This window comes from Paenibacillus bovis (assembly GCF_001421015.2).
GTDB lineage: Bacteria > Bacillota > Bacilli > Paenibacillales > Paenibacillaceae > Saccharibacillus > Saccharibacillus bovis.
Genome location: NZ_CP013023.1, coordinates 4,616,932 through 4,629,162, shown reverse-complemented (window position 1 = coordinate 4,629,162; position 12,231 = coordinate 4,616,932). Strand labels below are relative to the sequence as shown.

Here is a 12,231-nt window from a genome sequence, read left to right as displayed (position 1 = left end):
GCATAAGCTGAAATAACATATCAATAAAATAGATGATGTAAAAAGGGTAATGCAAAATGGATAGATATTCCAGTTATGAATAACGATTGTTTTATAGTAGAATTATACAACAGTGAGGTCACATTTATCCATATAAACAGCACATCTGTTCATTACATATCATAGCGCTTTCAGGATATACTGGGATCAGGACAAAACAGAACTGACAGCAGATTGAATTTATGTATAAGGTGGAATTAACCCATGAATCAGGAACAGATGAAACAGGCATTTACCGAGAAGTACGGAACAGGTGGAGATATTCGCGTTTTTCATGCTCCGGGACGTGTAAATCTGATTGGTGAACATATTGATTATAACGGCGGCTATGTACTGCCGGCAGCACTGGAATTCGGCACAGCACTCGCGATTCGTGCCAATCACGACAAGGTAGTCAGACTGGCTTCCGTCAATTTTCCCGAGCTGGAAGGAACATTTGCGCTTCCCGAGATCGGGCTGGGAACGACCAAGGAATGGATGGATTATCCACTTGGTATAATGACCGTTTTGCAAGAACGAGGAACTTCATTATCATCCGGATATGATCTGTTGTTTTTCGGCAATATTCCAAACGGATCGGGTCTTTCTTCCTCGGCATCGATCGAGGTTGTGACGGCATACGCGCTGCTCAGTCTGGAGCAAGGTCACATTGACACTGTCGAAATTGCTGTAATGTCGCAGAGAGCGGAAAATGAATTTGTCGGTGTGAATTGCGGCATTATGGATCAATTCGCTGTAGCGAACGGGGTCAAGGATCATGCGATCCTGCTGATGTGCGATACGCTGGAGTATAAACGTGTGCCTTTCCGGACCGGACAATACAAGCTGGTGATCGGCAATACCAACAAACGTCGCGGATTGGTTGATTCCAAGTACAATGAACGCCGTTCCCAGTGCGAAGCCGCACTCACAGCATTGCAGCCGCATGTGGACAATCTGAGCTATCTCGCCCAGCTGACACCGGAGCAATTTGGCCTGCTGGAAGAACAAATACAGGACAGCATTGTACGCGATCGTGCCCGTCATGTCGTGGAAGAGAATGCCCGTGTACTGGCTTCGGTAGAAGCACTGCGTCAGGATGATCTAAAGCAGTTCGGAGAACTGATGAACGCTTCTCATGAATCCCTGCGTGATCTGTATGAAGTCAGCTGCACCGAGCTGGATGTAATGGTCGAGGAAGCGCGCCGGATTCCTGGCACACTCGGCTCCCGGATGACAGGCGCGGGATTCGGCGGCTGTACGGTATCACTGGTGCATGAGGACGATACTGATCTATTCGTACAGCAGGTAGGTCAGGCTTACCGCGAACGTACCGGACTGGAAGCGGACTTTTACATTTGCGGCGTCGGTAATGGCGTCGAGGAATGGAACGGATAACAGGAAGCATACAGATAAACGCATAACAAGAAGCATACAGATAATAGATACATCAGCATAATGGATGCAACCAACGTATCATTCATAATTCATCCAAAGTTAAAAGTCAGACGGTATAATAAAACAGTACATGCGAACAGAGTATCATGAGCGCATAAAGAAATTTAATTATAATAACAGCCATCCGTCATAAAGGCAGGCCGGTACATTATGAAAAACGATGTATTCGGAACATATAGATCTTATGGCGGAAGGACTGACAGGAGGAAGAAAAGATGGCTATTTTGGTAACGGGTGGCGCAGGATATATTGGATCGCATACGGTAGCGGATCTTTTGGAACGCGGCGAAGAGGTAGTGGTAATTGATAATCTGATGACAGGCCATCGTGAAGCTCTGCTCGGAGGCAAATTATACGAAGGCGATCTGCGCGACAAGGAACTGCTGGCCCGTATTTTCAGTGAAAACAGCATCACGGCGGTAATTCACTTTGCAGCCAGCTCGCTCGTCGGCGAGAGCATGCAGAATCCATCCAAATATTACGATAACAACGTGTACGGCGCGATGTGCCTGCTGGAAGAAATGCAAAAAGCCGGCGTCAAAAACATTGTCTTCTCCTCCACAGCTGCAACCTATGGCGAACCGGAAAAAGTGCCGATCGAAGAAAGTGACCGCACCGAGCCTGCCAATGTGTACGGCGAGACCAAGCTGGTTATGGAGCGCATGATGGCCTGGTTCGATAAAGTACACGATATTCGCTATGTAGCGCTGCGCTACTTTAATGCAGCAGGTGCACATGCCAGCGGAAAAATCGGTGAAGATCACCGCCCGGAATCGCATCTGGTACCGCTGGTACTGCAGACTGCGCTGGGTCAGCGTGAACACATCTCCGTCTTCGGCGACGATTATCCGACAGAAGATGGCACATGTATCCGCGACTATATCCATGTCAGCGATCTGGCGGATGCGCATGTCAAAGCGGTAGAGTATCTGGGAGCCGGTGGCAGCAGCAATGTATTCAATCTGGGTAATGGACTCGGCTTCTCTGTAAAACAGGTTATTGAAACAGCCAAAAAAGTAACCGGACGCGATATCCCGACGAACTATGAACCACGCCGCAGTGGAGACCCTGCCGTACTGGTCGCTTCTTCGGACAAAGCACGCAGCGTACTCGGCTGGAAGCCTTCACGCGATCAACTGGAAGATATCATCGCCAGCGCATGGCAGTGGCATGAATCTCATCCACAGGGATATGGTGACCATGAATAATACGACCGAACGTACAACCGAACAGAACAGCGCTCTGCTGGCGATTGATGAACTGGTCAAATTCGCCTTTTCCAAACAAATGATCAAAATTGCCGATCTCGATTACAGCCGCAATCTGCTGCTGAACAAATTCCGATTTGATGAACCGTATAATCCTGATGTGGCCATCCTGAGTATGGTCAATGAAGGAGAAGCGGCTGCAGAGCCTCAGATCATGATCGATACACTGATCGATTATGCGTACAGTATCGGTCAGCTGCAGGAGAATACCGATACGTACCGGGATCTGATCGATGCCGAGATTATGGGGCTGCTGATGGCACGTCCGTCGGAAGTAACCGCAGACTTTTACGATACGCTGGACCGGGAAGGGATCGAAGCGGCGACAGACCAGTTTTATCAGCTGTCGATCAACTCCAACTATATCCGTATGGACCGCGTTTCCAAAAACGTATATTGGAAGCAGCCTACAGACTACGGCGATCTGGAGATGACGATCAATCTGTCCAAGCCGGAGAAAAGCTCCGCCGAGATCGCGCTGGCCAAGCTGATGCCGCCGCCGTCCTATCCAAAATGCCTGCTCTGCCGCGAGAATGTTGGTTATGCCGGACGAATCAATCATCCGGCCCGTCAGAATCTGCGAGTTATTCCGCTGCAGCTCAGCGGGGAATCCTGGTTCCTGCAGTACTCTCCATACGTGTACTATAATGAGCACTGTATTGTGTTCCATCATGATCATGTGCCAATGCAGCTCACCAGTCAGACGTTCCGCCGACTGCTTGATTTTGTGGATGAGTTCCCGCATTATTTCCTCGGCTCCAATGCCGATCTGCCGATTGTAGGCGGATCGATTCTGACGCACGATCATTTCCAGGGCGGTCGTCATACATTCCCGATCGAAAAGGCAGCGGTAGAGCAGGTCTACACGCATCCATCCCGTGAAGGTTTGATGCTGGAGCTGGTCAACTGGCCGATGAGCGTTGTGCGTCTGCGTGCTTATAACGATTCGCAGCTGCTCGAAGCAGCCAATGATATTTATGAGCAGTGGAAAGTGTATAGCGACGAGCAGGTGGATATTGTGGCTTCTTCTGCTGGCCCAGATGGTACAACGGTGCGTCATAATACAGTGACCCCGATCGTCCGCCGTCAGGGCGAGCAGTACGAGATGGATCTGGTGCTGCGCAACAACCGGACGAGCGAGCAGTATCCAGATGGCATTTTCCATCCGCATCCGGAGATGCATCATATCAAGCGCGAGAATATTGGACTGATCGAGGTTATGGGTCTGGCGATTCTGCCAGGTCGTCTCAAAGAAGAACTCGATCTGATCGCCTCGATTCTGACCGGAGACGCAGCGCTGCTCGAAGCAGTACGTGCGCAGCCGGATCATCAACTGGCACTGCATGGACCATGGATCGGGCAGCTGGTCGACCAGTACGGAACCGAGCTGGAACATGATCAGGCGACTCTCGTAGTGCAGGATGAAGTAGGCCGCAAATTTGCGCATATTCTGGAGCATGCCGGTGTATACAAAAAGGATGCTGCCGGACGCGAAGGCTTTGCACGCTTCATGACGCATCTGGGATACCGCTTAAAATAATATTATATTAAACAGCGTTAACCTGACGGGTACACTGTGTTAACACTGTCTCTGTTTTGTTATACGATCAGCCAGGACGATTCCTTTGCATATAAAGGGTCGTCCTTTTTTTATGTTTGTTATGAAAATGAACCGATTTGAAGCTCCACTAAAAACACCCTTTTCGCAGCCTTGTGCCAGAATAGGCGAACCGTATAACAACAGGCAAATCGCTCCAAAAATATAATTACTTCCAGTTGTACTTAAAAACGTAGTCATATCGAATTATGGCAATATGTCACAAAATCCGAAAAACAGGTGGATGTCCAGACGACCTGATACCGTACGCAATTTCTGTAAGCTCAATGTTAAGAATCAGGAAGGATAGCAAAATAAGGAAGTAAAGTTGAAACTGGTAATTAGTGGTGGTTATAATACAAGAAACCATACCAAATCTTCCCAAATGAAAAGAGCGGAAGAAAAAGGATAAGGTCGATCCATCTATTCTGAAATATCCTGCCGGTTGCTGTTAGCCTGCTGCTTATCAGGAGGGGAAATGATTACGGTTATGGCAGCTGCTCTAAAGGATCATGGTACATTATGGTCTGCTGCTGTATCAGAGTCTCAGGAACACAGGCACCATTCAGGGGGAGAAGGGATGCATACTTAAAAGCGTATCTGCTACATAGTTTTGTATGATGTACGAGCTGTCAGCCGGGTTTTGGGATCACCAGCGTCTTTTGTAAAATGACGGATATGGTGCTTTTCGTGATGCGCTTTTTAAATAGAATTAATTTACATATGTACAATAATTGTTATTTTTAAGTTATTTTTTGTTAATTTTCAAAAAACGTATTTACAGGTCACTCTGGATGTATTAAGGTAGCCTTGTAAGTTCGATACACATTATTATTTTTTTTATTTTAACTATCAAAATTTAAAAAAGGAGAGAGTATGGGATTAAAATTGCTGGCAAATAAAAATATCTTGATTATGGGGGTGGCCAATAACCGCAGTATTGCCTGGGGAATTGCCCAATCGCTCGCTGAACAGGATGCACGGCTCATTTTTACATACGAGAATGAACGAGTGAAGAGCCGTGTTGAGAAGCTGGTCGAGTCTATTCCCGGAGCGGTTTTGCTGCCTTGTGATGTGCAGAACGAGACGGAGATCGATCAGCTTGCCGCTTATTTGTCTGAACATATGGGTGTACTGCATGGATATGTTCATAGTATCGCTTATGCCCGCCCGGAAGATCTGGAAGGAAACTACGTCGACACTTCGCGTGAAGGATTCGGTCTCGCGCAGGAGATCAGCGCTTATTCACTGGTAGCTGTAGCCCGTCGTGTCTATCCGCTGATGACCGAAGGCGGCAGTATCATGACCATGACCTATATCGGTGCAGAGCGCGCTATCCAGAACTACAATGTTATGGGCGTAGCCAAAGCAACGCTGGAAGCTTCGGTACGTTATCTGGCCAATGATCTGGGCATGCACGGTATTCGCGTTAATGCCATTTCCGCCGGTCCGATCCGTACACTGGCTGCTTATGGAATCAAGGATTTCAACGGCATGCTCAAAAAAATCGAAGAAACCACGCCGCTGCGCAAAACGGTGGATACCGCCGAAGTCGGAGATACCGCCGCTTTCCTGATGTCGGACTGGTCCCGCGGGATTACGGGTGAAGTGATCCATGTGGATGCCGGATACCATATTACTGGAATGTAAGGAGGAGCCCTTTTGCTGACCGCACAGATGAAATGTCAGATTATTTCAGTGGACGGCAGATCGAGCCGGGAACAGCTCGAACAGGATGCAACCGGAATTAGCCGGTTATTGTCGCTCCGAGGATTATCCTCAGACAGCAGGGTCATTCTGAAATCCGCCAACTCGTACTTGTTTATCGCTGCGTTGTTTGGCCTGTGTCATCATGCAGTATCGCTTGTTGTCGTCGATCCGCAGATTGGTCTGGATGAACTGCTGCATATTCATGGCGAGACCGAAGCAGATCTGCTTATCACCGATATCGACCCGCAGCTGCCGGGTCTGGAGACCATTTTGCTTTCCGAACTGGCAGACAGTCTGTCCGTGACGCGCCGAATGGAAATTCAGTCTCCACAGGAGACGCTTTCGCTGGATGCTTGGTGCGCACGGCGTGATGCCCTGATTCTGTATTCGTCAGGAACCACCGGCAAGCCCAAAGGCATCGTCAAATCGGGACAGCTGTTTATGGACAATATCGTACACTCGATCCGGGCGATGGGATACCAATCTTCGGACTGTATGCTACCGGTCGTGCCCTATTCTCATTTTTATGGAATTTCATTAATCTTCTCATGGTGGTTAACCGCCTGCTCCCTCATCGTATGCAACCCACAGAATCTACGGAGCGTGATTACCAACATTACTCGTGAACGAGCTACTATCGTAGATGCTAACCCCTCTGCTTATTACACCATGTTACGCATGTTAGCCCGTAAACCCAGACAGCTGGAAGCTCTGCAAAATGCTCCGGTCCGGATGTGGTGCGTGGGCGGATCTCCTTTGACGAGAGACTTGGAAGAAAAATTTGATGCTTTGTTCCACAAGCCGCTGCTGAATGGCTACGGATTGTCGGAACTTGGAAATGTAACCCTGGGAACCGTCGGTAACCCGCATGGCTGCGGCGCTCCGCTGCCCGGTATTGAAGTTCGTGTACTGGATAATCAGGGGAATCCACTGCCCGATCAGGAGATCGGTGAGGTATGGATACAGACGCCCGGTTGTATGGAAGGCTATCTTGATCGCCCGGATCTCACGGCAGCAGCTATTATTAACGGCTGGTTCCGTACCGGCGATATGGGCTTTACCGACAATGGCAATCTTCATGTCGTCGGACGCACAGGCAAAACGGTCAATCGGATGGGTTATCTGGTCTCGCCTGCCTATATCGAAAGCCGGATCAGTCTGCTGGGCTGCCGCTCCTGCGTGATCGCTCTGGAAGATGAACTCAAAGGCAGTCTGCTGATTACTTTTGTGGAAGATGAAGCGGTGCTGACTCTCGCCGAACTGCGCAGGGAAATGAATCAGATCCTGCCGACCTATATGTATCCGGATCTGCTGATTCCACTGCCGGGATTCCCGCTGAACCGTAACGGCAAGGTGGATCGCCTGGAATTGGAACAGCTCGCTATAACCAAAACTACAGAGCGTAGTGTACGTAAATCCGCCGAAACATTAGTGTGAAGCAGATAACAACGATTTAATAAACTACAATTTGTAGTTTTAATACTGGAATTTCTCTGTTCCCTCTAAAAAGAACGGCGAAAAACCAGAACCATTCAAGAGAGAAGGGATGATTAATAATGAGTATGGACCAAAAGCTGACGGAGGATTTGTTGTTATTGGAAAGGCACGGAGCGGTATTGAGATGCCTGAATTATCTAATGACACAGCGTCAGGAAGTACTGGATATTCTGTCGAAGATCTCGTCATACCGTGCAGCCAATGCGGAGATTGATTCCACGATCATGACTCTGCAGGGAGCACTGGAGGAAGTGCGTAACAACAAGCCAGGCTGGCAGCAGTCGATGGCGGTATTTATGCCTTCGAACGTCATTTTGTACTCTTACGCATTGTATCTGCTGATTCCTTCGCTGTATGTTAACGAAATTGCTTTCCGACCGGCTTCGTATGTGGCGGAACATGTAGGTTTGCTGCACGAGAAGCTGCAAGCAGTACACGGTCTGCCGATCCATCACCAGAAAGTCAGCCAAAAAGTATTCGTAAATGAATATGTCAAACCGGCTGATATCGTTGTCTTCACCGGCGGATACTCCAATGCGGAGCAGATCAAAAAACAATTGCGCAAAGAGCAGTTGTACATTTTCTTCGGACAGGGGATCAACCCATTTATTATCGGTCCGGATGCGGATCTGGCACTGGCGGTAACGGATGTTATCCGGATGCGCCTGTTCAACTCCGGTCAGGATTGCCTCGGCCCGGATATTATCCTGGTTCATCAGGAAGTAGCGGATACTTTCAAAAATCTGCTGATCGAGCGCGTACAGGGACTCACCTATGGACACAATCAGGACCCGGATGCACATTACACGCCTATTTTCTACAAAGATACGCTGTATAGTGTCTCCGAATATTTCAATACGCATGATCAGTTTATCGTCTATGGCGGCGGAATTGATTTCCGTACCAAAAAGATGGACCCGACCATTCTGTACAGCACGCTGGATGAAAACCTGGATATTATCGAGTATTTCTCTCCAGTGTTTAACGTAGTGAGTTATAAGGATGATCAACAGCTGATCCAGCGCATCTCTTCCAGCTATTTCAGCGAGCGGGCGATGGGATGCAGTCTGTATGGCTCCGAGCATCTGAGCGATATTCTGCGCCGCAAGCATACACTGACGATTAACGAAACACTGGAAGATGTGGATCAGGGCAACAAGGCATTCGGCGGCTACGGAACGATGTCCAACTATATTTTCCACAATAATACGCTGGTCTCCAAACCGATCCTGATCTCGGCTGTGGTCGCGGAGTACCTGCAGGACAAGAGGACTCTGGTATGACCGCTTCACTGCCTGCCTGGGATATCGTTGTAAGCTATCTGGAATCTGTAGGTGTGAAGCATCTGTTCGGATTGCCTAGCGATGATCTGAAAATTCTGAAGCCGCTGTCCAAAGCCGATATGGAATTTATTATTTGCAAGGATCAGCGTAATGCGGTCTTTATGGCTTCCGGGTATTCACTGGCCACTAGTCGCCTTGCTGTCTGTGTGGTAGGAAAAGGGCCAGCGCTCAGCAATACGCTGACCGGCCTGCTGGAAGCACAGAATCTCAGTGTGCCACTCCTGCTGCTTGCACTGGGAACCGGCGGAGACAAGCTGGGTACGCGTTCTTTTCAGGAAGCTGATCAGATGTCGATGGTGAAGCCGCTGGTCAAATGGGCATACCGGGTAGAGCATGGCGACCGACTGCAGTGGGCACTCGAAAGAGCTGCCTTTATGGCGGTCAACGGCGCTCCCGGTCCGGTCTATATCGAACTGCCGGAGCAGCTGGTTGATCAGCTGTCACCGGTAACAGAGCATTTTGCTCCGCTTGAACGACTAAGTGTACTGCCCGGACGTGATCAGCTGAAAGCGGCAGATGCACTGCTGCGAAATGCTCGTCGTCCGCTAATTCTCACCGGTGGTGGCATGAAAAATGGAGACGGCAGCAAGCTGGAGCAGCTGGCTACCAAGTATGGAGCAGCCGTATTTGCAACAGCATCAGGCCGCGGGACAGTGGATGAATATCATCCGCTGTTCGGCGGAGTCGCCGGATTGTATACGGATGTCAGCTGCCGGGTACTGTGGGAAGAAGCCGATCTGGTCATTGCACTGGGCAGCCGTCTGGAAGAGACAGCGACTTTTGAATGGGAATCGTGGCTGGAGCAGAAGCCGCTGATTCAGGTCAATATGGAGCTGAATGATCTGGCGCACCAGTATGAAGGACTCAAATTGCTGGGTGATGGATATGCCGTTCTGGATCACTGGCTGGAGCAGCCGCTTCGTCCGGCAGATTCGGACTGGGTGCAGCGGATTGCCGATTGCAAAGAGGCAGCAGTAGAACGCCGCAAAGCAGCAATGGCCGAAATCGCTGCAGAACCCGGATTGCATGTGCCGGAGCTACTGGAGATGATCGCCAGCCAGTGCGGTGAAGATTTGGTGCTGGTACAGGAAAATGGACTGCAGGATATGTGGTCATACTTTTACCCGTATTTTGCTTTTGGCAAGCAGGCCTGGTCGATCGTTCCAAGTGATCAGACAAGTCTCGGATTCGGTGCAGCTGCTGCGCTTGGAGCGGCAGCAGCCGGTCAGCGTCCGGTCGTGGCACTCGTCGGAGACGGCGCGTTCAACTTGTTCCGCTCAGATCTGATTACGGCAGCAGAATATCGGATTCCGGCGCTGTATCTGGTACTGAATAACGGTGGATATGGATGGCTGCAAAATCAGCTGGGCTATCAATCCTCCACACTGAACGGTTCCTATCCGTTCGTATCTGGTCAGGAGCAGCTGGATGTGAGCAGCATTACGCACGAATTTGTGGATAACCGGGTTATTCGCAGCCGTGAAGAAGCGGCAGAGCAGCTGGCCGCAGCCTGGGATTCCTATCGTCAAGGCCGCTTGGTCATCGTTGATGTTCAGGTCACGCTGACGGATATTCATGAGAAAATCCGCCATGTATACGGAGACTTCCCACTGCCGGAACGGACGGCAGTTACGAAATAATCTCAACAACCATAAAGGACGTGAACCTATTGAAAAGGCGTGTAGTGGTGACCGGTCAGGGTGTAATCACACCGGTCGGGCTGAATACCGAAGACTTCTGGAACTCGCTGGTCGCAGGACGAAGCGGTGTAGGTCTGGTAGACCATTTTGACGTATCCGAGATTCCCACCAAGATTGGAGCCCAGGTCAAGGGCTTCGATCCTCTGGAATATATGAGCAAAAAAGAAGCCAACAAAATTGCACAATTCACCCAGTTCGCACTGGCTGCCGCCCATCAGGCTATGAAGCAGTCCGGCCTGGTCATCAATGAAGAGAACGCGTCCCGTGTCGGTGTCGTTATCGGCTCGGGAGCCGGCGGTCTGGATGTGGTGGAGGAGAATTACCGCAAGCTGACCGAGATCGGTCCGAAACGGGTATCGCCGCATTTTGTTACAGCCATGATGATCAATTCGGCGCCAGGTGAAGTCGCTATTGCTTTTGGTGCCAAAGGTCCGTCATTTGGCGTTGTGACGGCATGCGCGACCGGCAGCAACTCGATCGGTGAAGCGCTGCGCACGATCCAGTACGGTACTGCCGATGCGGTCATCGCCGGCGGAGCAGAAGCGAACTTCAGTCAGCTCGATCTGGCAGGATTTGCGAATATCCATGCGCTGTCCAGACGCAATGAAGAACCGCAGCAGGCCAGCCGCCCCTTTGACTCGGCGCGTGACGGGTTCGTGATCGGTGGAGGAGCCGGGGTAGTCATTCTGGAAGAACTGGAACATGCGCTCAAGCGGAACGCGACGATTCTGGCGGAAGTGGTAGGCTATGGCTGTACGACAGATGCCTATCATATTACAGCACCCGATCTGAGCGGTGCAGGCGCAGCCGATGCGATCCGATTGGCTCTGCAGGACGGCGGACTTCAGCCGGAAGATGTAGATTACGTAAATGCGCATGGAACCAGTACTCCATTTAACGATCAGATGGAAGTAAATGCACTGCGCAAAGTATTCGGAGAGCATGCACCGAATCTGGCGATTTCTTCGATCAAGTCGATGACCGGCCATCTGATGGGCGGCGCAGGAGCTGTGGAATTGATCGCTACGGTGCAGAGTATGCTGCACAGCACCGTTCCACCAACGCTCAACTGCGAAGATCCGGATGATAAGGAACTGAATTTTGTACCGAATGTAAGCCAGGAAAGGGAAGTCAATGCAGCCATCAGCAACTCCTTCGGGTTTGGTGGACATAACGTATGCATTGCTGTACGCAAATGGAAGGGAGAGTAACTCCTTTGGATTTGACCAAGATTCATATTCCTGACGTACTTCCTCACCGTTATCCGTTTGTGATGATCGATGAGGTATCCGGCTATGAGACATCCGGCTGGGCCAGAGGTTACAAAATGGTCGGCCGGAATGAATGGTATATCAGTGATACACAGCCTTATATGCCTTCTACTCTTATTGTGGAAGCACTGGCACAGCTGATGGCTTTTGCCACGATTGACGAAGCGGGCATTTCCTTTTTGACCACATTAAAAGGAGTGCGTGTACACAGTCAGGCTGCTGCCGGAGATCGTATAGATCTGTATGTGGAAGTGATTCGCCGTCGCAAAGGTTATGTGCTTGGCAAAGGAACAGCTTCCGTAGGCGAACGAATCGTCCTCGAAGCGGATGAGATCGTCTCCTACGATCTGAAGCGTTAAGACCATCATG

9 protein-coding genes are annotated in these 12,231 nt (G+C 50.0%); all 9 read left to right on the top strand.

Annotated elements, in window-relative coordinates:
* The first annotated feature begins 243 nt into the window (after positions 1–243).
* Positions 244–1,416, top strand: a complete 1,173-nt coding sequence (locus AR543_RS19660) for a galactokinase (protein ID WP_060536084.1) — start codon at positions 244–246, stop codon at positions 1,414–1,416.
* Between the two features lie 275 nt (positions 1,417–1,691).
* Positions 1,692–2,684: a UDP-glucose 4-epimerase GalE gene (galE, locus tag AR543_RS19655; protein ID WP_060536083.1), complete on the top strand. Its 993-nt coding sequence runs from the start codon at positions 1,692–1,694 to the stop codon at positions 2,682–2,684.
* Positions 2,677–4,284 carry a UDP-glucose--hexose-1-phosphate uridylyltransferase gene (locus AR543_RS19650; protein ID WP_060536082.1) on the top strand — a complete coding sequence of 536 codons (1,608 nt, stop codon included), beginning with the start codon at positions 2,677–2,679 and terminating at the stop codon, positions 4,282–4,284. The genes galE and AR543_RS19650 overlap by 8 nt, the downstream gene beginning before the upstream one ends.
* Before the next feature lie 933 nt (positions 4,285–5,217).
* On the top strand, positions 5,218–5,991 hold the full coding sequence (gene fabI, locus AR543_RS19645; protein WP_060536081.1) for an enoyl-ACP reductase FabI: 774 nt from the start codon (positions 5,218–5,220) through the stop codon (positions 5,989–5,991).
* Positions 5,992–6,003: 12 nt separating this feature from the next.
* A complete protein-coding gene (locus tag AR543_RS19640; protein ID WP_418304203.1) occupies positions 6,004–7,488 on the top strand; it encodes a class I adenylate-forming enzyme family protein in 1,485 nt (494 codons plus the stop codon).
* 119 nt (positions 7,489–7,607) lie between these two features.
* Positions 7,608–8,831 (top strand): aldehyde dehydrogenase family protein, encoded by a 1,224-nt coding sequence (locus AR543_RS19635; protein ID WP_060536080.1) that lies wholly within the window; start codon positions 7,608–7,610, stop codon positions 8,829–8,831.
* Positions 8,828–10,531, top strand: a complete 1,704-nt coding sequence (locus AR543_RS19630) for a thiamine pyrophosphate-binding protein (protein ID WP_060536079.1) — start codon at positions 8,828–8,830, stop codon at positions 10,529–10,531. The genes AR543_RS19635 and AR543_RS19630 overlap by 4 nt, the downstream gene beginning before the upstream one ends.
* A gap of 29 nt (positions 10,532–10,560) precedes the next feature.
* A complete protein-coding gene (gene fabF, locus AR543_RS19625; protein ID WP_060536078.1) occupies positions 10,561–11,802 on the top strand; it encodes a beta-ketoacyl-ACP synthase II in 1,242 nt (413 codons plus the stop codon).
* The gene (locus AR543_RS19620; RefSeq protein ID WP_060536077.1) at positions 11,787–12,221 is read left to right on the top strand and encodes a 3-hydroxyacyl-ACP dehydratase FabZ family protein; all 435 of its coding nucleotides are present in this window, start codon (positions 11,787–11,789) and stop codon (positions 12,219–12,221) included. Before fabF ends, AR543_RS19620 begins: the two co-directional genes overlap by 16 nt.
* Positions 12,222–12,231 lie beyond the last annotated feature (10 nt).

Excerpts from the sequence above, each read along its gene's own strand:
- AR543_RS19660 (WP_060536084.1), top strand. The coding sequence starts at position 244 with ATGAATCAGGAACAGATGAAACAGGCATTTACCGAGAAGTACGGAACA.
- galE (WP_060536083.1), top strand. The coding sequence starts at position 1,692 with ATGGCTATTTTGGTAACGGGTGGCGCAGGATATATTGGATCGCATACG.
- AR543_RS19650 (WP_060536082.1), top strand. The coding sequence starts at position 2,677 with ATGAATAATACGACCGAACGTACAACCGAACAGAACAGCGCTCTGCTG.
- fabI (WP_060536081.1), top strand. The coding sequence starts at position 5,218 with ATGGGATTAAAATTGCTGGCAAATAAAAATATCTTGATTATGGGGGTG.
- AR543_RS19635 (WP_060536080.1), top strand. The coding sequence starts at position 7,608 with ATGAGTATGGACCAAAAGCTGACGGAGGATTTGTTGTTATTGGAAAGG.
- AR543_RS19630 (WP_060536079.1), top strand. The coding sequence starts at position 8,828 with ATGACCGCTTCACTGCCTGCCTGGGATATCGTTGTAAGCTATCTGGAA.
- AR543_RS19620 (WP_060536077.1), top strand. The coding sequence starts at position 11,787 with ATGGAAGGGAGAGTAACTCCTTTGGATTTGACCAAGATTCATATTCCT.